At 69.9% G+C, this 23,748-nt stretch carries 26 protein-coding genes; 13 read left to right on the forward strand and 13 right to left on the reverse strand.

Annotated elements, in window-relative coordinates; all coding sequences use genetic code 11:
• Positions 1 to 199: 199 nt before the first annotated feature.
• The 10 genes from rpsF (at position 200) to GGR24_RS15690 (ending at position 10,112) form a co-directional block, all read left to right on the forward strand.
• Positions 200 to 640, forward strand: coding sequence for a 30S ribosomal protein S6 (gene rpsF / locus GGR24_RS15645; protein WP_183396317.1), 441 nt, complete (start codon positions 200 to 202; stop codon positions 638 to 640).
• The gene (rpsR, locus tag GGR24_RS15650; protein ID WP_183396318.1) at positions 640 to 888 is read left to right on the forward strand and encodes a 30S ribosomal protein S18; all 249 of its coding nucleotides are present in this window, start codon (positions 640 to 642) and stop codon (positions 886 to 888) included. The genes rpsF and rpsR overlap by 1 nt, the downstream gene beginning before the upstream one ends.
• Before the next feature lie 191 nt (positions 889 to 1,079).
• A complete protein-coding gene (locus GGR24_RS15655) occupies positions 1,080 to 2,048 on the forward strand; it encodes a DUF2232 domain-containing protein (RefSeq protein WP_183396319.1) in 969 nt (322 codons plus the stop codon).
• Between the two features lie 33 nt (positions 2,049 to 2,081).
• A complete protein-coding gene (gene rplI, locus GGR24_RS15660) occupies positions 2,082 to 2,678 on the forward strand; it encodes a 50S ribosomal protein L9 (RefSeq protein ID WP_183396320.1) in 597 nt (198 codons plus the stop codon).
• A 234-nt stretch (positions 2,679 to 2,912) separates the two neighbouring features.
• Positions 2,913 to 4,403, forward strand: a complete 1,491-nt coding sequence (locus tag GGR24_RS15665) for a replicative DNA helicase (protein WP_183396321.1) — start codon at positions 2,913 to 2,915, stop codon at positions 4,401 to 4,403.
• Positions 4,400 to 5,512: an alanine racemase gene (gene alr / locus GGR24_RS15670; RefSeq protein WP_183396322.1), complete on the forward strand. Its 1,113-nt coding sequence runs from the start codon at positions 4,400 to 4,402 to the stop codon at positions 5,510 to 5,512. Before GGR24_RS15665 ends, alr begins: the two co-directional genes overlap by 4 nt.
• Before the next feature lie 4 nt (positions 5,513 to 5,516).
• Complete coding sequence (radA, locus tag GGR24_RS15675; protein ID WP_183396323.1) at positions 5,517 to 6,917, forward strand: DNA repair protein RadA; 1,401 nt, start codon at positions 5,517 to 5,519, stop codon at positions 6,915 to 6,917.
• An 82-nt stretch (positions 6,918 to 6,999) separates the two neighbouring features.
• The gene (locus tag GGR24_RS15680; protein ID WP_183396324.1) at positions 7,000 to 7,662 is read left to right on the forward strand and encodes a CvpA family protein; all 663 of its coding nucleotides are present in this window, start codon (positions 7,000 to 7,002) and stop codon (positions 7,660 to 7,662) included.
• Positions 7,663 to 7,716: 54 nt separating this feature from the next.
• Positions 7,717 to 9,204: an amidophosphoribosyltransferase gene (purF, locus tag GGR24_RS15685; RefSeq protein WP_246398552.1), complete on the forward strand. Its 1,488-nt coding sequence runs from the start codon at positions 7,717 to 7,719 to the stop codon at positions 9,202 to 9,204.
• A 158-nt stretch (positions 9,205 to 9,362) separates the two neighbouring features.
• Positions 9,363 to 10,112 carry an SDR family NAD(P)-dependent oxidoreductase gene (locus GGR24_RS15690; RefSeq protein ID WP_183396325.1) on the forward strand — a complete coding sequence of 250 codons (750 nt, stop codon included), beginning with the start codon at positions 9,363 to 9,365 and terminating at the stop codon, positions 10,110 to 10,112.
• A 12-nt stretch (positions 10,113 to 10,124) separates the two neighbouring features.
• Here the strand turns inward: GGR24_RS15690 and der are convergent, their stop codons facing one another.
• From der to GGR24_RS15710, 4 genes are all read right to left on the reverse strand, one after another.
• Positions 10,125 to 11,480 carry a ribosome biogenesis GTPase Der gene (gene der / locus GGR24_RS15695; RefSeq protein ID WP_343066274.1) on the reverse strand — a complete coding sequence of 452 codons (1,356 nt, stop codon included), beginning with the start codon at positions 11,478 to 11,480 and terminating at the stop codon, positions 10,125 to 10,127.
• 64 nt (positions 11,481 to 11,544) lie between these two features.
• On the reverse strand, positions 11,545 to 11,757 hold the full coding sequence (locus GGR24_RS15700) for a hypothetical protein (RefSeq protein ID WP_183396326.1): 213 nt from the start codon (positions 11,755 to 11,757) through the stop codon (positions 11,545 to 11,547).
• A gap of 56 nt (positions 11,758 to 11,813) precedes the next feature.
• Positions 11,814 to 12,497 (reverse strand): tetratricopeptide repeat protein, encoded by a 684-nt coding sequence (locus GGR24_RS15705; protein WP_183396327.1) that lies wholly within the window; start codon positions 12,495 to 12,497, stop codon positions 11,814 to 11,816.
• A 92-nt stretch (positions 12,498 to 12,589) separates the two neighbouring features.
• The gene (locus tag GGR24_RS15710) at positions 12,590 to 13,159 is read right to left on the reverse strand and encodes an NnrU family protein (RefSeq protein WP_183396328.1); all 570 of its coding nucleotides are present in this window, start codon (positions 13,157 to 13,159) and stop codon (positions 12,590 to 12,592) included.
• Between the two features lie 138 nt (positions 13,160 to 13,297).
• On the opposite strand from GGR24_RS15710, the gene GGR24_RS15715 reads away from it, so the two are divergent.
• Both GGR24_RS15715 and queC read left to right on the forward strand, forming a co-directional pair.
• Positions 13,298 to 13,723: a L,D-transpeptidase gene (locus GGR24_RS15715; protein ID WP_428978235.1), complete on the forward strand. Its 426-nt coding sequence runs from the start codon at positions 13,298 to 13,300 to the stop codon at positions 13,721 to 13,723.
• Between the two features lie 34 nt (positions 13,724 to 13,757).
• Positions 13,758 to 14,462 (forward strand): 7-cyano-7-deazaguanine synthase QueC, encoded by a 705-nt coding sequence (gene queC, locus GGR24_RS15720; protein ID WP_343066276.1) that lies wholly within the window; start codon positions 13,758 to 13,760, stop codon positions 14,460 to 14,462.
• Positions 14,463 to 14,527: 65 nt separating this feature from the next.
• On the opposite strand, the gene GGR24_RS15725 is transcribed toward queC, so the two are convergent.
• The 8 genes from GGR24_RS15725 to guaB form a co-directional block, all read right to left on the reverse strand.
• The gene (locus GGR24_RS15725) at positions 14,528 to 14,677 is read right to left on the reverse strand and encodes a lmo0937 family membrane protein (RefSeq protein WP_183396330.1); all 150 of its coding nucleotides are present in this window, start codon (positions 14,675 to 14,677) and stop codon (positions 14,528 to 14,530) included.
• Positions 14,678 to 14,849: 172 nt separating this feature from the next.
• Entirely contained in the window at positions 14,850 to 15,194 is a 345-nt protein-coding gene (locus GGR24_RS15730) for an ArsC family reductase (protein ID WP_183396331.1), read from the reverse strand.
• 2 nt (positions 15,195 to 15,196) lie between these two features.
• Positions 15,197 to 15,922, reverse strand: a complete 726-nt coding sequence (locus GGR24_RS15735) for a DUF72 domain-containing protein (RefSeq protein ID WP_183396332.1) — start codon at positions 15,920 to 15,922, stop codon at positions 15,197 to 15,199.
• A complete protein-coding gene (gene guaA / locus GGR24_RS15740) occupies positions 15,919 to 17,481 on the reverse strand; it encodes a glutamine-hydrolyzing GMP synthase (protein ID WP_183396333.1) in 1,563 nt (520 codons plus the stop codon). Before guaA ends, GGR24_RS15735 begins: the two co-directional genes overlap by 4 nt.
• 79 nt (positions 17,482 to 17,560) lie before the next feature.
• Positions 17,561 to 17,836, reverse strand: coding sequence for a hypothetical protein (locus GGR24_RS15745; protein WP_183396334.1), 276 nt, complete (start codon positions 17,834 to 17,836; stop codon positions 17,561 to 17,563).
• A 54-nt stretch (positions 17,837 to 17,890) separates the two neighbouring features.
• The gene (locus tag GGR24_RS15750) at positions 17,891 to 19,183 is read right to left on the reverse strand and encodes an RsmB/NOP family class I SAM-dependent RNA methyltransferase (protein ID WP_183396335.1); all 1,293 of its coding nucleotides are present in this window, start codon (positions 19,181 to 19,183) and stop codon (positions 17,891 to 17,893) included.
• Positions 19,184 to 19,187: 4 nt separating this feature from the next.
• Positions 19,188 to 19,610 carry an MAPEG family protein gene (locus GGR24_RS15755; RefSeq protein ID WP_183396336.1) on the reverse strand — a complete coding sequence of 141 codons (423 nt, stop codon included), beginning with the start codon at positions 19,608 to 19,610 and terminating at the stop codon, positions 19,188 to 19,190.
• A gap of 15 nt (positions 19,611 to 19,625) precedes the next feature.
• Positions 19,626 to 21,119 carry an IMP dehydrogenase gene (gene guaB / locus GGR24_RS15760; protein WP_183396337.1) on the reverse strand — a complete coding sequence of 498 codons (1,494 nt, stop codon included), beginning with the start codon at positions 21,117 to 21,119 and terminating at the stop codon, positions 19,626 to 19,628.
• Positions 21,120 to 21,300: 181 nt separating this feature from the next.
• Between guaB and GGR24_RS15765 the strand changes: the two genes are divergently transcribed.
• Positions 21,301 to 22,749, forward strand: a complete 1,449-nt coding sequence (locus tag GGR24_RS15765; protein ID WP_183396338.1) for an MFS transporter — start codon at positions 21,301 to 21,303, stop codon at positions 22,747 to 22,749.
• A gap of 6 nt (positions 22,750 to 22,755) precedes the next feature.
• Here the strand turns inward: GGR24_RS15765 and GGR24_RS15770 are convergent, their stop codons facing one another.
• Positions 22,756 to 23,682 (reverse strand): UDP-3-O-acyl-N-acetylglucosamine deacetylase, encoded by a 927-nt coding sequence (locus GGR24_RS15770; RefSeq protein WP_183396339.1) that lies wholly within the window; start codon positions 23,680 to 23,682, stop codon positions 22,756 to 22,758.
• Between the last annotated feature and the right edge of the window lie 66 nt (positions 23,683 to 23,748).

Below are 23,748 nucleotides of genomic sequence, written 5' to 3' on the forward strand. Positions count from 1 at the left end.
CCGGCCCTGATCCTCTATACGCGCCGCTTCACGTCGTTCGGCTGGGGGCTGAACGGAGGGGCTTGGGCTTTGGCCCAGCCAGGATCGCAGGATCCGGCCTCCCGTGTCTCCGCCTTCGAGAAATCGTTCGGGCCTTTACGGGCTCGGAGGGCTTCGCGCCGAACGGCTGACGTCAACTGAACCCGAAGGTCCCGACCACATGCCGCTCTACGAACACGTCTTCCTGGCGCGCCAGGACGTGACGTCGCAGCAGGTCGAGGAGATGACGGCCCAGTACACGCAGGTCCTGACCAGTCAGGGCGGCGAGGTCAAGAAGACCGAGTACTGGGGCGTGAAGCCCCTCGCCTACCGCATCAACAAGAACCGCAAGGCTCATTACACGCTGCTCAACATCGACGCTCCGGCCTCGGCCGTGGCCGAGATGGAGCGCCAGATGGGCATCTCCGAAGACGTCCTGCGCTTCATGACCATCAAGGTCGAGGAGCTCGAGGAAGCCCCGTCGGCCATGCTGCAGCGTCGCGACCGCGACGATCGCGATGACCGTCCGGGCGGCGGCCGTGGCGGCCGCGAGGGCGGCGGCTTCCGTCGTGATCGCGAGGACCGCCCGCGTCGCAGCGAATCCGGACAGGAGGCGAACTGATGGCCACCGCGACTTCCGGCGGCCAGCGCCGCCCGTTCTTCCGCCGCCGCAAGACCTGCCCGTTCTCGGGCGCCAACGCGCCGAAGATCGACTACAAGGACGTGCGGCTGCTGCAGCGCTACATCTCCGAGCGCGGCAAGATCGTGCCGTCGCGCATCACGGCGGTCTCGGCCAAGAAGCAGCGTGAACTCGCGCGCGCCATCAAGCGCGCCCGCTTCCTCGGCCTGCTGCCCTACGTCATCAAGTGATCTTTCGCGGGCGCTGAGCCCGCGATCCTGTCCCGGTTTTCGCGAGGCCCCGGCTTCGCTCTCCGCCGGGATCCCGCTCTCGCTTCCGCGCGGTCCGCGCGGAAGCCCTCTCCAAGGCGTCGGTTCCGGCCGGCGCCGTTGAGCCCGAAAGGCTCTAACCGCGCCACGCGCGGGACAGCAGGACGAAGCGCATGCGCGGCTCTCCCCTCTTGATCGGCCTCGGCGCAGGAGCGACCTCCGCGCTGCTCTACGCCGCAGCCGCGTCGGGATCGCCGCTCGCCCTGCTTCTGCTCTACGCGGCTCCGCTTCCGATCCTGATCGCGGCCGCCGGCTGGCGCCATCTCGCGGGGCTCGTCGCCACCGTGTTCGGCGCCGCCTGCTTGGCCGTCGTGGTGGGCCCCAAGACCGCCCTCTATTTCACGATCGCCGTGGGACTGCCCTCCTGGTGGCTCGCCTATCTGGCTCTGCTCGCGCGCACGGGCGAAGGCGGCGTCGTCGAGTGGTATCCCCCTGGCCGTCTCGTCATCTGGTGCGCCGCGATCGGCGCCCTGCTGGTGGCCGCCTCGATCCCCCTCGTCGCGACTTCGCTCGAGGAATATCGAGCGGCGTTGCGGGAGCTGTTCACCAAGGCGTTCGAGGCACGCGGCGGGACGCCCGGCCTGGTTCCGGACGCCGACGCCAAGCCGCTCATCGAGCTGATGACGGCGCTCGCGCCCAGCATGGCCGCAGGCTTCTGGACGGCGTCGTCGCTGTTCAACCTGTGGCTCGCGGCCCGCATCGTGCGCGCCTCGGGCCGCCTTGTCCGCCCCTGGCCGGATCTGCGCCGCATCGCCTTCCCGAACAAGGCTTTCATCGGCCTCTTCGGCGGGTTCGCGGGCTCCCTGCTGCCCGATCTCGCCGGCCTCGTGGCGGAGCTGTTCGCCGGCACCTTCCTGATGGCCTTCGCGCTGCTTGGCCTCGCGGTGGTCCACGTCGTCACCCAGGCGACGCCGGCGCGCGGCCTCATCCTCGTCGCGGTCTACGGGATGCTCGTGCTGCAGCCCTGGATTCTGCTGTTCCTCGCGGGGCTCGGCGTCGCGGAGCAGATCTTCGGCGTGAGACGGCGCTTCGGCGGCCCTCCCGGAGGCCCGCCCGCCACCGCCACCGCAAATCTTCCCTGATCGCAAACTGAACGACCGAACGGAGACCGACCAATGCAAGTCATTCTGCTGGAACGCATCGCCAAGCTCGGACAGATGGGCGACGAGGTGCGCGTCAAGGACGGCTACGCCCGCAACTTCCTTCTGCCGAACAAGAAGGCCCTGCGCGCCAACGCCGCCAACCGCAAGCTCTTCGAGAGCCAGCGCGCGCAGCTCGAGGCCCGCAATCTCGAGCTCAAGACCGAGGCCGAGAAGGTCGGCGAGAAGATCGACGGCACGGTGCTGGTGCTGGTGCGCCAGGCCGGCGAGACCGGCCAGCTCTACGGCTCGGTGTCGACCCGCGACATCGCCGAGTCGCTGACGAAGGAAGGCATGTCGGTCTCGCGCAACCAGATCGTGCTCAACGCGCCGATCAAGACCATCGGCATGCACCCGCTGCCGGTGCGCCTGCACCCCGAGGTCGAGGTGACGATCACCGTCAACGTCGCGCGCTCCGAGGCCGAGGCCGAGCGCCAGGCCGCCGGCGAGGACCTGAGCCGCCGCGAGGAAGGCCCGGCCTTCGAGACCTACGATCCGGACGCCGACGAGAACCGCGGCGGTCGCGACCGCGACGACAGCGAAGAGATGGCTGGCGACGAAGCCGAAGCCTGATCGCTTCACGATCGTCCCTATTGAAGCGCCCGGCTCCCGGCCGGGCGCTTTTCGTTCGCGCGGAGCGGCGCGACGATGGGCCGCCACGGTCAAGCGATTCGCGCGTCGATCACCGCCGCCGTTTCGGGACCTGTGGGAATCGGGGGCCGCGCGGGCTTCGGCCGCATCGAGGCGCGCCAACTCCGCGGGGCCTGTTAAGAGTTCGTCAACTCCGCCGCACCCAAGCCGGACGCCATGGCCCTCGCTGATTCCCTCGCCCGCCGACTGCTCGAGCCCGAGCCCGCCTATCGGCAGGCGCCGAACAACATCGAGGCCGAGCAAGCGCTGCTCGGCGCGGTTCTGGTCAACAACGACGCCTTCTGGCGGGTGTCGGACTTCCTGCAGCCCGACCACTTCTACGAGGGTCTTCACCAGCGCATCTATGAGATCGTCGCCACCCTGGTGCGCGCCGGCAAGGCCGCGACCCCGGTCACGATCAAGACCTTCCTGCCGTCCGACCTCGACCTCGGCGGGCTGAGCGTCGCGCAGTACCTCGCGCGTCTGGCGGCGGAGGCGACCACCGTCATCAACGCGGAGGATTACGGGCGGACGATCTACGATCTCGCGCTGCGCCGTTCGCTGATCGGCATCGGCGAGGACGTCGTGAACGTGGCCTACGACGCGCCCGTCGACATGCCGCCCCGACAGCAGATCGAGGACGCCGAGCGCAAGCTGTTCGAGCTCGCCGAGAACGGCCGCTACGACGGCGGCTTCCAGACCTTCTCCAACGCGCTGAAGACCGCGGTCGACATGGCCGCGAGCGCCTACAAGCGCGACGGCGGCCTCTCGGGCATCGCGACCGGGCTCGACGACCTCGACCGGCTGATGGGCGGGCTGCAGGCCTCCGACCTCATCGTCCTCGCCGGCCGTCCCGGCATGGGCAAGACGTCGCTCGCCACCAACATCGCCTACAACATCGCCAAGGCCTACCAGAGCGAGACCCAGCCGGACGGCCGCGCCAAGACGGTCAATGGCGGCATCGTGGGCTTCTTCTCGCTCGAAATGTCCGCAGAGCAGCTGGCAACCCGAATCATCGCCGAGCAGGCCGAGATCTCGTCCTCGAAGATCCGGCGCGGCTCGATCGACGAGCGCGACTTCTTCAAGCTCACCGAAGCGGTCGCCGAGATGCAGCGCGCGCCGCTTTTCATCGACGAGACCGGCGGCCTGTCGATCGCCCAGCTCGCCGCCCGCGCCCGAAGGCTCAAGCGCTCCAAGGGGCTCGATCTTCTGGTGGTCGACTATCTCCAGCTGCTGTCCGGCTCGGCCAAGCGCGGCGAGAACCGCGTGCAGGAGATGACCGAGATCACGACCGGCATGAAGGCGCTCGCCAAGGAGCTCGCCGTGCCGATCATCGCGCTGTCGCAGCTCTCCCGACAGGTGGAGAGCCGCGATGACAAGCGTCCTCAGCTCTCCGACCTGCGCGAATCCGGCTCGATCGAGCAGGACGCCGACGTCGTGCTGTTCGTGTACCGCGAAGAGTATTACGTGAAGAACAAGAAACCGCGCGAAGGCACGCCAGAGTTTGATCAGTGGCTGACGGAAATGGAGAACGTGAGCGGCAAGGCCGAGGTGATCATCGGCAAGCAGAGGCATGGTCCGACAGGCACGGTCGAGCTGCAGTTCGAAGCCGAGTTCACGCGGTTCGGGAATCTCGCTCAGACCGACCATCTGCCGGAGCAGATGTGACCGCAGGCTGCGCCGGCGGACGTCTGACGATCGATCTCCGGGCCCTTCAGGACAATTGGCGCGCGCTGGCTGCCCTTGCGCCCCACAGCGAATGCGCCGCGGTCGTCAAGGCCGACGCCTACGGGATCGGACTGCCGCAGGCCGTCAGCGCGCTGACGCGCGCAGGCGCGCGCACCTTCTTCGTCGCGCATCTTCACGAAGCGACGGCGGCGCGCGCCGCCGCGCCCGACGCCGTCATCTATGTGCTGAACGGCCTGCCGCCGGGAACTGCTTCCGACTACGCGGCCGCTCGCGCGCGGCCCGTGCTCGGCTCGGCCGAAGAGATCGCGGAATGGGCTGACTTCGCGGCGGAGACCGGGGCGGACGCTTCGGCGGCGATCCATCTCGACACCGGGATGACCCGGCTCGGTCTGTCTCCCGCGGAGGCGCGCGCGATGTTCGCTTCAGGCGGGCCTGGCTTTCGCCCCTCTCTGCTGATGAGCCATCTGGCGTGCGCGGACGAGCCGGATCGGGCGGAGACGGAGCGCCAGCGCGCGCTCTTCGCCGAGTTGCGGGCGCTCGCCCCCGACGTCCCCGCAAGCCTCGCGAACTCGGCCGGGACCCTGCTGGGCAGGACCGAAAGCGGCGATCTGGCCTTCGACCTTCGGCGGCCGGGCGTGTCGCTATACGGATCGAACCCGATCCACGGGGGGTCTGTGCGCCTGAAGCCGGTGGTCCGTATCGAGGCCCGCGTCATCCAGCTGCGGCAGGTCCCTGCCGGCACCGCCGTCGGCTATGGCGGCGTCGAGACGACGCGGCGCCCGACGACGCTGGCGATCCTCTCTGTGGGGTATGCGGACGGCATTTTCCGCGCGGCCGGCGGGGCCGACGACGCCCGCGGCGCCTCGGCCTATGTGGGCGAGATTCCCTGTCCCTATGTCGGTCGCATCTCGATGGACCTGATCGCCATCGACGTCACGGACGTTCCCGAAGGCGCGTTGAAGCGCGGCGACTGGGTCGAGATGCTCGGCGACCATGTGGGCGTCGACGATCTCGCGCGCGCGTCCGGCACGATCGGCTATGAGGTGCTGACCGCGCTCGGCAGGCGTCACGAGCGGCGGTACGCCTGAGCCTATGGTCCGCGCCAAACCCGCCTTCGTTTGCCAGTCATGCGGCGCCGTCCACAACCGGTGGTCGGGCAAGTGCGACGCCTGCGGCGCCTGGAACTCGATCGTCCAGGAAGCCGCATCGGCGCCCCTGCCCGGGGTTTCGACCTCGCGCGGCCTCGGACGCGGGCGGGTCGTGGTGCTGGAGGGTCTTTCGGGCGCGCCGGACGAGGCGCCGCGCCTCGCATCGGGCATGGCCGAACTGGACCGCGTCACCGGCGGCGGCTTCGTGGTCGGCTCGATCCTGCTGCTCGGCGGCGATCCGGGAATCGGCAAGTCGACCCTGCTGTTGCAGGCGAGCGCCGCGCTCGCCAACGCCGGCCACCGGGTGGTCTATGTCTCGGGCGAAGAGGCGGCCGCGCAGGTGCGGCTGCGCGCGCAGCGGCTCGGGCTCGGCGACGCCCCGGTCGCGCTCGCGGCCGAGACCTGCGTCGAGGACATCCTGGCGACGCTGAGGGAAGGCCCGACCCCGCGTCTCGTGATCCTCGACTCGATCCAGACGCTCTGGACCGGCCAAGCCGAATCCGCGCCCGGCACCGTCACGCAGGTGCGCGCCTCGGCCCAGGCCCTGATCCGTTACGCCAAGACCACCGGCGCCTGCGTGATCCTCGTCGGCCACGTCACCAAGGACGGCCAGATCGCGGGTCCGCGAGTGGTCGAGCACATGGTCGACGCCGTGCTGTCCTTCGAGGGCGACGCCGGGCGCGACTTCCGCATCCTGCGCGCCCAGAAGAACCGTTTTGGCCCGACCGACGAGATCGGGGTTTTCGCGATGACCGGCGGAGGCCTCGAGGAGGTGCGGAACCCCTCGGCGCTATTCCTCGGCGACCGCGAGCCCGACGCGCCGGGCGCGGCGGTGCTGGCGGCCCTGGAGGGATCACGGCCCCTGCTGGTCGAGATCCAGGCGCTGGTCGTGCCGTCCAGCCTCGGCACGCCGCGGCGCGCCGTCGTCGGCTGGGACAGCGCGCGGCTCGCGATGGTGCTTGCGGTCCTCGAGGCGCGGTGCGGCGTGCGGCTCGGCCAGCACGACGTGCATCTCGCGGTCGCGGGCGGACTGCGCGTGCAGGAGCCGGCCGCCGACCTCGCGGTCGCGGCCGCCCTGGTGTCGTCGCTGATGGGCGCCCCTCTGCCCGTCGACGCCGTGTTCTTCGGCGAGATCGGCCTCACCGGCGCGGTGCGTCCGGTGGCGCATCCGGGACCGCGCCTGCGCGAGGCGGCGCGGCTCGGTTTCAAGCGCGCGGCGCTGCCGCCCTCGGCCGCGGAAGCGGCGCAGGAAGCCGGCGTCGCCGCCCTCTCGGTCGCCACTCTGGACGCGCTCGTCGCCCGTCTCGCCGCCCGCGCGGACGGCGCCGGCATGAAAGGCGCGTGACGGCGGCGGACGCTCGCGTTATAGAGGGCCGCGCCCGCCCACGGGGCACTGCACAGACTTCGGCGCGAGTTCGGCCCCTCGTATGACCATCACGCTTCTGGACGTCATCCTGCTCGCCGTCATGCTGATCTCGGCGGCTCTGGCGATGGTGCGCGGCTTCACGCGCGAGGTGCTGTCGATCGCGTCCTGGGTCGCGGCGGCCGCGGCGACGTTCTATTTCTTCGAGCCGGCGCGCGCGCTCGCCCGCGAATACATCCACGTGAGGCCGCCGCAGATCGCCGACGTGATCGGCGCGGGCGTGGTGTTCATCGTGGTGCTTCTCGTGGTGTCCTTCATCACGATGAAGATCTCCGACGCCATCCTAGACAGCCGGGTCGGCCCGGTGGACCGGGTGCTGGGCTTCATCTTCGGCGCCGCGCGCGGCCTGCTGCTGGTGGTCGTCGCCTTCCTGTTTTTCACATGGCTGGTCCCCGAGAGCGGACAGCCCGAGTGGTTCAAGACGGCGCAGTCCAAGCCTATATTGCAGGACGCGGGCCAGAAGTTGCTGGCCATGTTGCCGGAAGACCCTGAGAGCGCCATCCTGCAGAAGCTGAAGCATCGGGACGGCTCCGGAGACGCTGCGAACCCCGCCGCGCCCCCTCCGGCGGACGCCGCCCCGGCGCCGGACGACAGTCAGGACGTGAGCCCGGCCGACAGGCAGGGCCTGAACAAGCTGCTGGATCAGGACGCGAAGCCGCAACGATAACGGCGGCCCTGCGTTCGGAAATGAGGCGGCCCACGCCGCCTCCGGGAGACGGACATGATGATCGGAACCCCGCCCGCGGCAGAGTTCGACGCGCAAGACGCGTTCGATCTCGATAGCGACCGGCTGCGCGAAGAGTGCGGCGTCTTCGGCGTCTTCGGACATCCCGAAGCTGCGGCGCTCACGGCGCTCGGCCTTCACGCCCTTCAGCATCGCGGGCAGGAAGCCGCAGGCATCGTCAGCTTCGACGGCGCCAGGTTCCACGCCGAGCGACGTCTGGGGCTGGTCGGCGACCACTTCTCCGACGCCAGGGTCATCGCCCGGCTGCCGGGCCGCTCCGCGATCGGCCACAACCGCTACTCGACGACCGGCGAGACGATCCTCCGAAACGTCCAGCCGCTGTTCGCCGAACTCGACGCCGGCGGCCTCGCGGTCGCCCATAACGGCAACCTCACCAACGCTCTCACGCTCCGCAAGGAGCTCGTACGGGCCGGCGCCATCTGCCAGTCGACCTCCGACACCGAGGTCATCCTTCATCTGGTGGCGCAGAGCCGGCGTCCCCGGCTGATCGACCGGTTCGTCAACGCGCTGCGCGAGATCGAGGGCGCCTACGCGCTGGTGTCTCTGTTCGACGGCAAGCTGATCGGCGCCCGCGATCCGCTCGGCATTCGCCCGTTGATCCTCGGCGAGCTCGACGGCTGCCACATCCTGACGTCCGAGACCTGCGCGCTCGACATCATCGGCGCCAAATACGTCCGCGACATCGAGAACGGCGAAGTGGTCGTGATCTCGGAGACTGGCGTGCAGTCGCTGAGGCCGTTCCCGCCGCAGAAGATGCGGCCCTGCATCTTCGAGTTCGTATATTTCGCCCGCCCCGACTCCATCGTTCAGGGCAAGTCGGTCTACGAAGTCCGCAAGCAGATGGGCGTCGAGCTCGCCCGCGAGTCGATGCCCGAGGCCGACGTCATCGTGCCGGTCCCTGATTCGGGCGTGCCGGCGGCGATCGGCTTCAGCCAGGAGAGCGGCATCCCGTTCGAGCTCGGCATCATCCGAAACCACTATGTCGGGCGCACGTTCATCCAGCCGACCCAGGGCGTCCGGGAGCTCGGCGTGCGGATGAAGCACAACGCCAACCGGTCCCAGGTCGAAGGCAAGCGCATCGTGCTCGTCGACGACAGCCTCGTCCGGGGCACCACCTCGGTGAAGATCGTCAAGATGATGCGGGACGCCGGCGCGACGGAGGTGCATTTCCGCCTCGCCTGCCCGCCGATCACCCATTCCGACTATTACGGCATCGACACGCCCGAGCGCGAAAAGCTCCTCGCCGCCACACACACGCTCGAGCAGATGCGCGAGTTCATCGGCGCTGACAGCCTCGCCTTCCTGTCCGTCGACGGCCTCTACCGGGCCATGGGTTACGAAGGCCGCGACGAGACCCGCCCGCAGTTCACCGACCACTGCTTCACGGGCGACTATCCGACCCTGCTGACCGATCTGATGGGCGAGGCGCCGCGGCAGCTCTCGCTGATCGCAGAGGCGAGCTGAGGGGTCGTGCGCTCCCGGTTCTGACCCGGGAGCAGGACGCCCGCTGATCAGAAATGTGCGCCCGCCGCAGGTACTAATCCTCTGGTCGTTGCGCTATTGGGTTCCGGCTCCAAGGCCGGGACGAAAGCTTGCGGTCCCGGCGCCCGCAGGATTCTCCGATGTCGTCTGAAAAACCCCTGTCCGGCCGCGTCGCGGTCGTCACCGGCGCCACGCGCGGCATCGGGTTCGCCACCGCGCTGGCGCTCGGCCGCGCCGGCGCTCACGTCGTGGCCACCGGACGCACGCAGGGCGGGCTCGAGGAGCTCGACGACGCCATCAAGGCGGATGGCGGCTCGACGACGCTCGCGCCGTTCGACCTTACGGACTTTGACGCGATCGACCGGCTGGGCGGCGCCCTCTATGAGCGGTTCGGCAAGCTCGACATCCTGGTCGGGAACGCCGGGGTGCTGGGCCCCCTCTCCCCGCTGGGCCATGTCGACCCGAAGGACTGGGATCGCGCGATCGCGGTCAACCTGACGGCCAACTGGCGGCTGATCCGTTCGCTCGACCCGCTTCTGAGGGCTTCCGACGCCGGGCGCGTCGTGTTCCTGACGTCCGGCGCGGCTCACAACGACCGCGCCTATTGGGGTCCCTACGCGGTGACCAAGGCGGGACTCGAGGCGCTCGCGCGCTCCTATGCGGCCGAGACGATCAACCACACGCCGGTGCGCGTGAATCTGGTCAATCCCGGGCCGCTCGCGACCGCGATGCGGGCTCGCGCGATGCCCGGCGAGGATCAGGCGACGCTCAGAAAGCCCGCCGACCTCGCGCCGAAGATCCTTGAGCTTTGCCGCCCGGAATGGACCGAGACCGCCAGGCTCTATGATTTCCCGAGCGACACCCTGAAGAGCTTCCGCGGCCCCGAATAGACCGCGGAGAGCTCACTTCTTGTCGTAGGGGTTCTCCGGCGTCCGGAAGCTGAGCCGGATCGGGACCCCCGGCAGGTCGAACGTCTCCCGCAGCCCGTTCACCAGATAGCGCACATAGGACTCGGGCAGTTCGTTCGTCCGGGTGCCGAACAGCACGAAGGACGGCGGGCGCGCCTTCGCCTGCGTGCCATAGCGCAGCTTGATCCGCTTGCCCGCGACGGCGGGCGGCGGATGACGCTCCAGCGTCGCTTCCAGCCAGCGATTGAGCGCGGCCGTCGAGATGCGCCTGTTCCAGACCTCGTGAGTCTTGACGACCGCCGCCATCAGGCGGTCCACGCCCTCGCCGGTTTCGGCGGACAGCGGCGCGATCAGGGCGCCCTTGACCTGCGGCAGCAGGCGATCGAGCGCCTCCCGCGCCCGCGCGAGGGCGGGTCCGCGATCGTCAACCAGGTCCCACTTGTTGAGTCCGAACACCAGCGCCCTGCCCTCGCGCGCGACGAGGTCGGCGATCGAGAGGTCCTGCTTCTCGAAGGGGGTGGCGGCGTCGAGCAGAAGGACCACCACCTCGGCGAACTTGATCGAGCGGATCGCGTCCGCGACCGACAGCTTCTCGAGCTTGTCGACGATGCGCGCCTTCTTGCGAAGCCCGGCGGTGTCCACGAGGCGCACGCGCCGGCCGCGCCATTCCCAGTCGACGGAGACGGAATCGCGGGTGATGCCGGCTTCCGGACCGGTCAGCATCCGCTCGGACCCCACGAGCCGGTTGACGAGCGTCGACTTTCCGGCGTTCGGGCGGCCGACGATCGCTATCCGGAGCGGCGCGCCCTCCTCGCTCTCCTCGGCCTCGTCATCGTCCTGCTCCGGGAAGAACGGGACGAGCGCGTCGTAAAGGTCGCCAAGGCCCTCGCCGTGCTCGGCGGAAATCGGCATCGGATCGCCGAGGCCGAGCGAGTAGGATTCGTAAGCCCCCTCCATGCCGGCGCGGCCCTCGGCCTTGTTCGCGACCAGGATGACGGGACGTTCCGAGCGCCGGACAAGGTCCGCGAACCGCTCGTCGTCGGCGGTGAGGCCGGCGCGGCCGTCGATCATGAACAGAACGACGTCGGCCTCGGCGATCGCCGCCTCGGTCTGGGCGCGCATGCGGCCCTCGAGCGAGCCCTGGTCGGCATGCTCGAGCCCCGCGGTGTCGACGATCCGGAAGACGAGGTCGCCCAGCCGCCCCTCGCCCTCGCGGCGATCGCGGGTCACGCCCGGGCGATCGTCCACGAGGGCCAGACGCTTGCCGACGAGACGGTTGAACAGCGTCGACTTGCCGACATTGGGTCGGCCGACGATCGCCACGGTGATGCGGGGAGCAGCTTCGGTCACAGGCGGGCGCCCTCCCCGGCGCCGGAACCGCGCGGGAGGCCGGGGGCCGGCCGTGCAGCGGTGGTCAGGCGAACTTGATCAGACCGGCGTCCGGCAGGGCCGAAAGCGGCTGCGGAACCGTGTCGGGCGGCGGCGGCGCGACCTGCGGCACCGGACGCCGCTCGCCCGCCAGCGGGGTCTTCTTCTCGGCGAACGGGTTCATGCCCGACAGCGTGTCGCAACCCGCGAGCGTGCCGACGACGGACAACGCCAAAGCCAAGCGGAGATACTTTGTCATGCGACGGTCGTTCACGGAAAGGCCCCCAGAGATCGCCGGCGACGCCGGCATGTAGATCAGTCGGTGGTTTTCGCCGGATCGGCCGGCTTTCCGGGCTGAGCTTCGGCCGGCGGCAGAACCGCCAGCAGAAGATCCGCCCGCTGGCGGACGGAGGCCGGCGCGTCGGCTTGCGAGACCACCGCCTCGAACTGACGCCGGGCTTCGGCGTTGTCGCCGGCCTTGTACGCCGCCAGGCCCATGGCTTCCCGCGCCAGCGCGCTCCAAGGGCCGCCGGCGGCGAGCCGTTCCGCAAGCCGGCGGACGTCGTCGAGCGTGCCGATGTCGGCCGCGATATAGGCGCCGCGGATGCGCGCGGCGTCGCGCAGCATCTCGTCGCCGGCGCCGTTCGCAACTTCCTCGTACAGCTTCAGCGCGCCCGCCTGATCGGACTTCGCGACCTCGTCCGCCTCGCGGAGCTTCGACAGCACCGCGTAGCCGGCCGGCCCGTCGGCGGCGAGCGCCGCGAAGGCCGCGCGGGCCTCGTCGCTCTTGCCGTCCTGGGCGAGCCTCGAGGCGGCCTCATAGCGATCGCCGGCCTGCTCGGCCTCGCGCGCCTGGTAATACTCGTAGCCCCGCCAGGCGCCGACGCCGATCACCACCAGAAGCGCGAGCGCGATCAGCAGGACGCCGTAACGGTCCCACAGCTGCTTCAGACGCTCCCGGCGGAGGTCCTCCTGAACTTCGGTGAAAATATCGGCCATTCGGTCCAGTCGCTCGTCCTGCGGCGCCCCCTCGCGGGTGCGGCGGCACCATAGCGACGCGACTCCGCGCCCGCAAACGGTTTGGGCGCGGTCTAGACCCTGATCGCCGGCACTCCGATGAGGAGCGGGTGGAGGTAGATCCCGAACAGCAGATAGGCCGCCGTGCCGATGACCACCGCCATGACGTCGGCGCCCCAGCTCGCCTTCTGCGGCGCGCGGACCTCGCCGCGTCCGGCGCGCTTGAGCATGATGCGGTCGACGACCCCATAGGCGAGGAACGAGCCGAACAGGATGATGCTGGCGAGGTCGCCGTTGGACACGAGATGCGCCGCCGCCCAGAGCTTCAGGGCGGCGAGCATCGGGTGCTTGGCCTTCGCGCGGATGTGACCCGGCAGATAAGCGGCCGCCAGCAGGATGAAGGCCGGCAACATCAGCGTGATGGTGGCGTGGCGCGTCCAGCCCGGCGGCGACCAGATCTCGATGAAGGGCGCCGAACGCCAGCCCAGGACGATCAGGACGAGCGCCAGCGTCGATATCGCCGAATAGGCGACCTTGTAGGGACCCTCGCCGAACCGCGCGATCAGACGGGCCCGGTTGTCGCGCGCGCGCGTCGACAGGTGAACGCCGAAGAAGATCAGAAGCCCCGCGACCAGAACCAGCATGCCCGCCCCCCTTCGACGGCCCCCAGACTAGCCGCGACGCTCCGGCGGCGCCATCGCGGCCTTGCGATTCGACTCTTCGCCACGATCCCGCCACAGTTGACCTGCGGCCGCGCGGAAACGGACCGCAGGAGAACTGCTGTGAGAGTGGCGTTGCTTCTCGTCGCCGTCCTCTGCGGATGGGCGGCCTTTCCCACCAAGGCTTTCGCCAGCACGCTGGCGGTGATCAGCCTTTCGCAACAGCGCATGGCGGTCTCGGTCAACGGCGTTCCGGTCTATGACTGGCCCGTCTCGACCGCGCGGCGCGGCTACGTCACGCCGCGCGGCTCGTTCCGGCCGATCCGGACGGAGCGCATGTGGCACTCGCGCAAATACGACATGTCGCCGATGCCCTACGCGGTCTTCTTCCGCGGCGGCTATGCGATCCATGGAACGCAATACGTTCGCTCGCTTGGACGGCCCGCAAGCCATGGCTGCGTCAGGCTGCGCACCGCGAACGCGGCGGCCTTCTATCGACTTGTGCGGCAGCACGGAATGCGGAACACGAAGATCGTGATCACGCGCTGAAGATCAGCGCCCGCTGCGACTGGACGTTCCAAAAGTGACCAACGATCGCGCCGCGCTGGTGCTGTTCTCGGGCGGGCAGGATTCCGCGACGTGCCTCGCCTGGGCCCTCGACCGCCATGAACGCGTCGAGACGGTCGGCTTCGATTACGGCCAGCGCCACGTTGTCGAGCTCTCGCAGCGCGGGCGCATCCGGGACGGCCTGCGGAAACTGAACCCGACGTGGGACGCGCGCCTCGGCGACGACCACACCATCCAGCTCGACGCCCTGGGCGCTCTTTCAGACACGGCGCTCACGCGCGACGTGGCGATCGGGATGGAGTCGAGCGGCCTGCCCAACACCTTCGTTCCGGGCCGCAACATCGTCTTTCTGACCTTCGCCGCCGCCCTCGCCTACCGTCGCGGGCTGCGCCGGATCGTCGGCGGCATGTGCGAGACGGATTTCTCCGGTTACCCCGACTGCCGCGACGACGCGATCAAGGCGCTGCAGGTCGCGCTGAACCTCGGCATGGACAGCCGCTTCGTGCTGGAGACGCCGCTGATGTGGCTCGACAAGGCGGAGACGTGGCGGCTGGCGCAACAGCTCGGCGGCGAGGGGCTGGTCGCGCTCATCGTGGAGGAGAGCCACACCTGCTATCTCGGCGAACGCGGCGAGCGCCACGACTGGGGCTATGGCTGCGGCGAGTGCCCGGCCTGCGCCCTCCGGGCGCAGGGCTTCGGGCGTTTTGTGGCGGGGCGGTGACGGGCGCCGAAGCGCTCTCCCGCATCCGTAAGGTCGGCCCGGGACGCCCCTTCCCCTTCAGAGCGCTAGATGGCGCGCCGGCCGGTGAACAGCCGCACGAGCACGACGATGACCGCGATCACCAGCAAGAGGTGGATGAGCCCGCTCGCGACGTGAAAGACCAGAAAACCGCCTGCCCACAGGATGAGCAGGATGATGGCGAGAGCCCAAAGCATGGCGAATCCTTCCAACTGAAACGCGCGGTCGGCGCATCAGCGTTCCGACCATCGTGACGCGAACGCCCACGGCCCGTAGTCGTTCCTCAGCCGCCTATGCATGACGCCGCGAGCTCCGGCGCCCTCAGGACTTGAGCGCCTCGCTGATCCGGTCGGGGCCATTCGGAGTTCGTCAGCCGAACGCCGCCTCGTACTCAGAAGGCTTGAAGCCGACCAGCAGGCGGCCCTGCGCCTCCAGCACCGGTCGCTTGATCATGGAGGGCTGCGCGATCATCAGCTCGATCGCCCGCGCCTCATCCAGTTCTTGGCGCTCCGCCTCGGGGAGCTTGCGGAAGGTCGTGCCGGCCCGGTTGAGCAGCGTCTCCCACCCCGCAGCCGCCACCCAGCCCGCGAGGCGCTCCCGATCGACGCCGGCCGCCTTGTAGTCGTGGAACGCGTAAGCGACGCCGTGGCCGTCGAGCCAGGCGCGCGCCTTCTTCATCGTGTCGCAGTTCCGGATGCCGTAGAGCGTGATCATCTTCAGAGCCTGGCAAGCGCGAGCGCGTCGCCAAGCGCAGCGCCCGACGCGGTGTTGTCGAAGACGCACCACACCGTCGCCCCCGCGGCGCGGTCGGCGTCGGCGCGGCGCTTGAGAGCGGCGAGCGCGGCCTCGTCGTAATCCGAGTAATAGATCCGCGGCGAGCCATGCCAGCGATAATACCGGAGCTCCGGCCAGCCGCCCGGCTCCGCCGCCCCCGGCGCGCGCGCCGGATCAGCCGCGACGCGCGCGATCCGCCGCTCGGCCAGCCAGGCGTCGGCCTCCGCCGTGAACCACGCCGGATGGCGCGGCTCGAACGCGATGGCGGCGTCGACCGCGGCGCGCAGGTCCTCGAAGAAGCGCTCCGCGACCGCCAGGTCCGGCGCTGCGGAGGCCGGCTGTTGCACCAGCACGGCGGCGAGCTTGCCGCCCACGCCGCCGACCTCGTTCGCGAAAGCGTCGATCAGCGGACCACAGCCGGCGAGCGACCGCTCATGCGTGATCGCCTTCGGGACCTTGGCCGCGAAGCGGAAGCCCTCCGGCGTCTCGTCCGCCCAGCGCTCGTAGGTCTTGCGCTGATGGGAGCGGTGGAAGGACGAATTGATCTCGACCGCGCCAAACACGCGGGAGTAACGCTCGAGATGGCTTCCGTCGCCCGGCGCCGCCGCAGCGTGCCGGGACGGAATGGCCCACCCCGCAGTCCCGATGAAGAGGCCCTGCGGCCTCACTCCCACTCGATCGTGCCGGGGGGCTTCGAGGTCACGTCGTAGACGACGCGGTTGACGCCCCTCACCTCGTTGATGATGCGGGTGGCGGCGCGGCCGAGGAAGTTCATGTCGAAGGGATAGAAGTCGGCCGTCATGCCGTCGACGGAGGTCACGGCGCGCAGCGCCAGCACGTTCTCATAGGTGCGGCCGTCGCCCATCACCCCGACGGTGCGGACCGGGAGCAGGACCGCGAAGGCCTGCCAGATGGCGTCATAGAGGCCGGCCTTGCGGATCTCGTCGAGATAGATGGCGTCCGCCTGGCGCAGCACGTCGAGCTTTTCGCGCGTCACCTCGCCCGGGCAGCGGATCGCCAGACCGGGGCCCGGGAACGGATGGCGGCCCACGAAGGCCTCCGGCAGGCCGAGCTCGCGGCCAAGCGCGCGCACCTCGTCCTTGAACAGCTCGCGCAGCGGCTCGACGAGCTTCATGTTCATGCGTTCGGGCAGCCCGCCGACATTATGGTGCGACTTGATCGTGACGGAGGGGCCGCCCGAGAAGGACACGCTTTCGATGACGTCGGGATAGAGCGTGCCCTGCGCGAGGAAGTCGGCGCCGCCGACCTTCTGCGCCTCGTCGTCGAACACGTCGATGAACAGCCGCCCGATGACCTTGCGCTTGGCCTCGGGGTCCTCGACCCCCTGCAACGCGGCGAGGAACATGTCGCTCGCGTCCACATGCACCAGCGGGATGTTGTAGTGGCCGCGGAACAGGTCGACGACCTGGCGCGCCTCGTCCTTGCGCATCAGACCGTGGTCGACGAACACGCAGGTGAGCTGGTCGCCGATGGCCTCATGGATCAGCACGGCCGCCACCGCCGAATCGACGCCGCCCGACAGGCCGCAGATCACCCGCCCGTCGCCGACCTGGCCGCGGATCTTGGCGATCGCCTCCTCGCGATACGCCGCCATCGACCAGTCGCCGGAGCAGCCGCAGATCTGGCGCACGAAATTGGTCAGCAGCTTGCCGCCTTCCGGCGTGTGCACGACCTCGGGATGGAACATCAGGCCGTAGTAGCGCCGGGTCTCGTCGGCGATCGCCGCGAACGGCGCGTTCTCGGACACGCCGACGATGCGGAAGCCGGGCGGCATCCGCGTGATGCGGTCGCCATGGCTCATCCACACCTGATTGCGGCTCTTGTCCTCCCAGACGCCCGTGAAGAGCTGCGACGGCGCCACCACGTGCAGGTCGGCGCGACCGAACTCGCGATGGTGCCCGCTCTCGACCGTTCCGCCGAGTTGCTCGGCCATCGTCATCTGGCCGTAGCAGATGCCGAGCACCGGCACGCCGGATTCGAACACCGCCTGGGGAGCGCGCGGGGTGCCGATCTCCGCCACCGAGGCCGGGCCGCCGGACAGGATCACGCCCTTGGCGCCGAAGGTCCTGAAGGCCTCCTCGGCGAGATTGAAGGGGACGATCTCGCAGTAGACGCCCGCCTCGCGAACGCGGCGGGCGATCAGCTGGGTCACCTGCGACCCGAAATCGATGATGAGAATGCGGTCGTGGGCGTTGGCGGCGGTCATGGCCTGTCCGTACTCCGAACAGCCTCGGCGCCGCAACGCCGCAAACGGCGGAGCCGCAGTGAAAAAACGCCGGGCGCCGCTAGAGGCGGCCGCCGCCTTCCTCCGAACCGCCCGGCGTCGTCGGCGCCGGGGTCCCGGCGGCGGGCGGGCTGCAGACCGCCGGCGACTCGGTCGTGAAACGCTGGTTCAGCTTGCCGCAGCCCCAGTCCCGGAAGGGGGAAGGCAGCAACGGCGCGATCGAGGTTCCGATCCGGTCGTTCGGATTCGGCCCCCAGTTCGCGTACCAGACCCAGTAGCCGGCCACGAGGATGACCAGCAGGCCGATGATCTGAAGAATTCCGCTGATCGCCCGCATCTGCCTCGCCGCCTTGCGCCACCCATTGCCGAAATGGCCCGGGCGGCCCGGCGGTCAAGTGCGCCTCAGCACGGCGATAAAAAAGCCGTCGGTGCCGGAGCGACGCGGGCTGAGCAGGATCGACCCGCCTGACGGAAGCGCGAAGCGGGCGAGATCGGGCAGGCCCGCGGCCACGGCGGCCTCCGCGGCCGGGACGGCGGCGAACTCCGGACGACGGCCGAGAAAGGCCGCGATGCGGTCCTCATTCTCTTCCGCCAGCAGCGAGCAGGTCACATAGACGAGCCGTCCGCCCGGCTTCACCAGCCGCGCGCCGTCATCGAGAGCGGCGTCCTGCTCGGAGATCCGGACGTCGAGCGCGCTGGGGCGCATGCGCCATTTGGCGTCGGGGTTGCGCCGCCAGGTGCCGGCGCCGGTGCAGGGCGCGTCGACCAGCACCAGATCGGCGCGCGCCTCGAGGTCCTCCATGACGTCGGCCGCGCCGCGGGGCGACCTGATCTGAAGGTTCTTCACGCCTGCGCGCGTCGCGCGGTCATGCAGCGGCGCGAGCCGCCGGATGTCCGAATCGTGCGCGTAGAGCTGGCCGCGATTGCGCATCCCCGCGGCCAGCGCCAGCGTCTTGCCGCCGGCGCCGGCGCAAAGATCGATGACCTGCTCGCCCGGCGCAGCCGCGCACAGCAGCGCCGCGATCTGCGACCCCTCGTCCTGCACCTCGACCAGACCCTTCAGATGGGCCGGCTCGGCCTGGACCGGAGGACCGCGGCCATCGTCCGTGAGCGGGATCCGGACGCCGAAGGGCGACAGCGGGGTGGGTTCGGCCTTCAGATGCGCGAGCGCCTCGAGGGCCTTGTCGCGGTCGCCCTTCAGGGCGTTCACCCGCAGGTCGAGCGGCGCGCGGGCGGCGAGCGCCGCCCCCTCCTCCGCCCGCGCCTCGCCGAACACGCGCGCGAGCGAGGCGTCCAGCCATTCCGGATAGTCGCCGCGCACATGGTCCGGCGCCCCGTCGAGAGAGGCGGCGGCGATGGCGGCGCGCTCGGCCTCGGTCACCGGCGCGGGCGCATGCGGGCTCGCGGCGAAGGCGGCCGCAAGCGCGTCGACATCCGCATGCCGCACGAAGACAAGCGCGCCGAGAACCAGGGCGCGCGGCGTCGCCTCTCCCATGCGCCAGGCGATCGAGGCGCGGGAGCGCAGCGCGTCATAGACGATGCTGGCGATCCGGGCGCGGTCGCCCGATCCCGCGAAGCGATGCGCCGCGCCCCACGCCTTGAGGGCGCCGGCGGCGGGCGATCTGCGGTTCTCGATCTCGGTCAGGACCTCGATCGCGGCGAGCGCGTGGGCTGCGGGGGTCATGGCCTCAGACCGTGAGCAGGATACGGGCGGCGAAGACGGCCCACATGACGAGGAGCACGAGCGCGCCGGCGGCGTAGAACGGAAACCGCAGCTTCAGCCGGTTCGGCCCCATGTGCTCCAGCGCATGCAGCCAGCGCAGCACGACGAAGACCCACGCCAGCAGCACAAACAGCAGGTCGGCCTTGTGGGTCAGGATCGCGAGCGGGACCAGCGCGAAGAACAGCGTCGGCAGCTCGAACTGGTTCTGGAAGTTGTCCGCGGCGGCCTGCGCTTTGCGGGGCCAGCCATAGTTGCGCGGCGACTCTCCGCGCACCTCCACCTGCCCGTCGCGGACCGCCGTCCAGCGGGCGAACCCCATCCGGAACAGCACGAAGAAGATCAGCGCGACCTGAACGAAAACCGGCGCGAGGACGGCGGGAAGGGTCATCGCGCCGGCGCCATGTCAGACGATGCCCGGATAGTTCGGGCTCTCGCGGGTGATCGTCACGTCGTGAACGTGGCTCTCGCGCAGCGAAGCGCCCGAGATCCGCACGAAGCGCGCCTTCTCGTGAAGGTCCTGGATCGTCGCCGCGCCGACATAGCCCATCGCGGCCCGGAGGCCGCCGGCGAGCTGGTGCAGCACCGCCGAGACCGGACCCTTGTAGGGCACCTGCCCCTCGATGCCCTCGGGCACCAGCTTCAGGCTGTCATTGACCTCGGCCTGGAAGTAGCGGTCCGCCGAGCCCTGCGCCATCGCGCCGACCGAGCCCATGCCGCGATACGACTTATAGGAGCGGCCCTGGTAGAGGTAGACCTCGCCCGGGCTCTCGTCGGTGCCGGCGAGCAGCGAGCCCACCATGGCGGCGTCCGCGCCGGCGGCGATCGCCTTGGCGAGGTCGCCGGAATACTTGATGCCGCCGTCGGCGATCACCGGCACGTCGGCCGCCTTCGCGACCTCCACGGACTCCATGATCGCGGTGAGCTGCGGCACGCCCACGCCCGCGACGATGCGGGTGGTGCAGATCGAGCCCGGACCGATGCCGACCTTCACGGCGTCCGCGCCGGCGTCGATCAGCGCGCGCGTCGCTTCTCCGGTGGCGACGTTGCCGGCCACGATCTGGACCTCGTTCGACAGCCGCTTGATGCGCGCCACGACGTCGAGCACGTGCTGTGAATGACCATGGGCGGTGTCGACCACCACCAGGTCGCAGCCGGCGTCGATCAGCGCCTCGGCGCGCCCGAAACCCTTGTCGCCGACGGTCGTCGCGGCCGCGACCCGGAGCCGCCCCCGCCCGTCCTTGTTGGCGTTGGGGTTGGCGACCGCCTTTTCGATGTCCTTCACCGTGACGAGGCCGACGCACTCATAGGCGTCGTTGACCACCAGCAGCTTCTCGATCCGGTGGCTGTGCAGCAGGCGCTTCGCCTCGTCCTGGCTGACGCCCTCGGAGACCGTGATGAGGTTGTCGCGCGTCATCAGCTCGGAGACCGGCTGGCGCGGATTGGTCGCGAAGCGGACGTCGCGGTTCGTCAGGATCCCGACGAGCTTGCCGGCGCGGCCGGGCGCGCCGCCCTGCACCACCGGGATGCCCGAGATGCGGTAGCGCTTCATCAGCTCCAGCGCGTCCGCGAGCGTCGCGTCCGGCGCGATGGTGACCGGGTTCACCACCATGCCGCTCTCGAACTTCTTGACCTGGAGGACCTCGGCGGCCTGCTGCTCGGGGCTGAGGTTGCGGTGGATGACGCCGATGCCGCCGGCCTGGGCCATGGCGATGGCGAGGCGCGCCTCCGTCACCGTGTCCATGGCGGAGGAGAGGATCGGGATGTTCAGCGAGATGGTGCGCGTCACGCGCGACCGGAGATCGGCCTCGCCGGGCATCACCTCCGAGAGGCCCGGCCGGAGCAGGACGTCGTCGAAGGTTAACGCCTCGTTGCCGAGTGCGCCGTTGATCCTCTCCATGCCGAACCTCCTGAAACGGGTGTGCGCGTGAGCGCCCGGAGCCGCCCGACGGCGTCCGGCCCCTAGGCGTCTGCGAGGGCGCAGCGCGAGTTGGGGAAGTGGCGCGGACCTTTAGCACGGCCCTGCCCTGACGCAAATGACGGTGTGCGATCTGGGGGCGACCCCTATATGCGGCAGGCTCATGCCTACTTTCCCGAACGCCGCTGTTCCCAATCGCATCCTGGTGCCCCTGATCGTCGCCTGCGCGCTGTTCATGGAGAACCTGGACAGCACGGTGCTGGCGACCTCGCTGCCGGCGATCGCGGCCGAGCTCAAGATCAACCCGATCGACCTGAAGCTCGCGCTGACCTCCTATCTGCTGAGCCTCGCGGTCTTCATCCCGATCTCGGGCTGGCTCGCGGACCGACTTGGCGCGCGCCTGGTGTTCCGCGCCGCGATCGCGACCTTCGCGCTCGGGTCGGCGCTCGCGGGCTTCTCCTCCACCATGCCGGAGCTGATCGGCGCGCGCGTCCTGCAGGGCGTCGGCGGGGCCATGATGGTGCCGGTCGGCCGGCTGGTGATTCTCAGGACAGTGCCGAAGTCGGAGCTGGTCGGGTCGCTCGCCTGGCTGACCATACCGGCGCTGATCGGCCCGGTGCTCGGCCCGCCGGTCGGGGGATTCATCACCACCTACTTCTCCTGGCGCTGGATCTTCTGGATCAACCTGCCGATCGCGGCGCTCGGCATCGTGCTCGCGACGCTGTTCATCCCGGACGTGCGCGGCGAAGAGCGGACGCCGTTCGACTCCCTCGGCTTCGTCCTCTCGGGATTCGGCCTCGCGGCGATCGTGTCCGGCGCGACCGCGATCGGCCTCGAGGCGCTGCCGCATCTGGCGGGGTTCGCGATCCTCGGCGCCGGGGTGGTCGCGTTCGGCGCCTATGTGCTTCACGCGCAGCGGGCGGAGCACCCGATCCTCGACCTGAGACTGTTCGCGATCCCCACCTTCCGGGCGGCGATTCTGGGCGGCTCCCTGTTCCGGGTCGGCATCGGCGCCGCCCCGTTCCTGCTGCCGCTGATGCTGCAGGTCGGCTTCGGAATGACCGCCTTCCAGTCCGGCATGCTCACCTTCGCGTCCGCGCTCGGCGCGCTGTTCATGAAGATGGCCGCCAAGCCCATCCTGCAGCGGTTCGGCTTCCGCACGACCATGATGGTCAATGCGGTCGTGGCCGCCGCGCTGATGACGGCGCCGGCGCTGTTCACCGCCACCACGCCGGTCGCCATCATCCTCGTGGCCCTGCTGGTCGGCGGGTTCTTCCGGTCGCTGCAGTTCACCGCCGTGAACGCGCTCGGCTACGCCGACATCGACACCGCCCGCATGAGCCGCGCGACCAGCCTCGCAAGCGTCGCCCAACAGATTTCCCTGTCGCTCGGGGTCAGCATCGCCGCCCTCGTGCTCGAAGGCCTGCTCGCCCATCGCGGCGGGGTCGAGCTGCGCGCCTCGGACTTCCCCGTGGCGTTCCTGATGATCGGCCTGATCTCGGCGTCGTCGGTGTTCCTGTTCGCGCGGCTCGCTCCGGACGCCGGCGAAGAGGTCTCCGGCCATGTCAGCCCCCAGCCGGATCCGGTGACCGCCGCGCGCGAGCGCGCCTGACCGGCGTCAGCCCACCGGTCTCGGTTCGCCGCCCTCGTCGATCTCGACCTCCTGCCAGGCCGTGCGGTCCGCGAGCAGAATCGCGACCATCGCGTGGTTGTGCTCGTGCCCGGGCATCACGGCGGTCACCCTGCCCAGAAGCGGGCGGCCGGCCAGCGCATAGTCGCCGACCAGATCGAGCACCCGGTGGCGGACCGGCTCGTCCGGCATCCGCAGTCCGCCGACCGCCGTGGCGCCCCACAGCGCGGCGGTGTTCGAGAGGCTCGCGCCGCGCAGCACCGGCTCGCGGCTGAAGCGGCCGAACAGCTTCGCCGCCAGGGCCCATTTGAGGCGGCCGAAGCTGCGCGATGGCGCAAGCTCCCGGGCGAAGGTCTCCGGGTCGATCGGCCCGCTCCATCGCAGCTGGCCGAGCCCCTTCAGGGTGACGGAGCCCTTCACGGTGAACGTCCCCGCGGGGTCGATCGACTGCTTGTGGCGGCCGTTGCGGTACTCCACGCGCTTGACCACGCGCAGGTAGCGGCGGGGACGATCCTGCTCGATCCGTCCCGCCCTGGCGATCAGCGCGCACCAGGGCGCCGCGCTGCCGTCGAAGATCGGCAGCTCCTCGCCCTCGATCTCGATCAGGGCGTTGTCGATCGAGCCGCCGGACAGCGCCGCCAGCAGATGCTCGACCGTCCGGACGAGCGGCCCCTCCCCGACCTGAAGCGCGGTGCATAGCGGGCGGGTGCGCTGGTTCGGCCAGAGCGCCGGCACGTCGTGCGCCTGGCCCTTGAGCAACCGGCGGAACACCAGTCCGTGGCCCGGGGCGGCGGGACTGACGCGCACGCGCGCGTGGCGGCCGGTATGGAGGCCGGCTCCCTCGCAGCCGAAGGCCTCGCGCAGCGTCGCCTCCCGGGTGGCAGGAGGCGGAGCGGAGGGGCCGATAGCTGTCATTTCACGGGCTCTCGACGCGGCAAAATCATCAGCGCAGACTGGAACTCTGGCGGCATGAGGTGATTG

This window comes from Hansschlegelia beijingensis, from assembly GCF_014196425.1.
In the GTDB taxonomy this organism is placed as follows: domain Bacteria; phylum Pseudomonadota; class Alphaproteobacteria; order Rhizobiales; family Methylopilaceae; genus Methylopila; species Methylopila beijingensis.

Bases quoted from the DNA above. Each gene is read 5' to 3' on its own strand.
- rpsF (WP_183396317.1), top strand. From the start codon at position 200: ATGCCGCTCTACGAACACGTCTTCCTGGCGCGCCAGGACGTGACGTCG.
- GGR24_RS15690 (WP_183396325.1), top strand. From the start codon at position 9,363: ATGTCGTCTGAAAAACCCCTGTCCGGCCGCGTCGCGGTCGTCACCGGC.
- purF (WP_246398552.1), top strand. From the start codon at position 7,717: ATGATGATCGGAACCCCGCCCGCGGCAGAGTTCGACGCGCAAGACGCG.
- GGR24_RS15655 (WP_183396319.1), top strand. From the start codon at position 1,080: ATGCGCGGCTCTCCCCTCTTGATCGGCCTCGGCGCAGGAGCGACCTCC.
- radA (WP_183396323.1), top strand. From the start codon at position 5,517: ATGGTCCGCGCCAAACCCGCCTTCGTTTGCCAGTCATGCGGCGCCGTC.
- GGR24_RS15765 (WP_183396338.1), top strand. From the start codon at position 21,301: ATGCCTACTTTCCCGAACGCCGCTGTTCCCAATCGCATCCTGGTGCCC.
- GGR24_RS15700 (WP_183396326.1), bottom strand. From the start codon at position 11,757: ATGACAAAGTATCTCCGCTTGGCTTTGGCGTTGTCCGTCGTCGGCACG.
- GGR24_RS15750 (WP_183396335.1), bottom strand. From the start codon at position 19,183: ATGACCCCCGCAGCCCACGCGCTCGCCGCGATCGAGGTCCTGACCGAG.
- GGR24_RS15710 (WP_183396328.1), bottom strand. From the start codon at position 13,159: ATGCTGGTTCTGGTCGCGGGGCTTCTGATCTTCTTCGGCGTTCACCTG.
- guaA (WP_183396333.1), bottom strand. From the start codon at position 17,481: ATGACCGCCGCCAACGCCCACGACCGCATTCTCATCATCGATTTCGGG.
- GGR24_RS15745 (WP_183396334.1), bottom strand. From the start codon at position 17,836: ATGCGGGCGATCAGCGGAATTCTTCAGATCATCGGCCTGCTGGTCATC.
- GGR24_RS15680 (WP_183396324.1), top strand. From the start codon at position 7,000: ATGACCATCACGCTTCTGGACGTCATCCTGCTCGCCGTCATGCTGATC.
- rpsR (WP_183396318.1), top strand. From the start codon at position 640: ATGGCCACCGCGACTTCCGGCGGCCAGCGCCGCCCGTTCTTCCGCCGC.
- GGR24_RS15755 (WP_183396336.1), bottom strand. From the start codon at position 19,610: ATGACCCTTCCCGCCGTCCTCGCGCCGGTTTTCGTTCAGGTCGCGCTG.
- GGR24_RS15665 (WP_183396321.1), top strand. From the start codon at position 2,913: ATGGCCCTCGCTGATTCCCTCGCCCGCCGACTGCTCGAGCCCGAGCCC.
- GGR24_RS15770 (WP_183396339.1), bottom strand. From the start codon at position 23,682: ATGACAGCTATCGGCCCCTCCGCTCCGCCTCCTGCCACCCGGGAGGCG.
- GGR24_RS15730 (WP_183396331.1), bottom strand. From the start codon at position 15,194: ATGATCACGCTCTACGGCATCCGGAACTGCGACACGATGAAGAAGGCG.
- GGR24_RS15725 (WP_183396330.1), bottom strand. From the start codon at position 14,677: ATGCTTTGGGCTCTCGCCATCATCCTGCTCATCCTGTGGGCAGGCGGT.
- rplI (WP_183396320.1), top strand. From the start codon at position 2,082: ATGCAAGTCATTCTGCTGGAACGCATCGCCAAGCTCGGACAGATGGGC.
- GGR24_RS15705 (WP_183396327.1), bottom strand. From the start codon at position 12,497: ATGGCCGATATTTTCACCGAAGTTCAGGAGGACCTCCGCCGGGAGCGT.
- guaB (WP_183396337.1), bottom strand. From the start codon at position 21,119: ATGGAGAGGATCAACGGCGCACTCGGCAACGAGGCGTTAACCTTCGAC.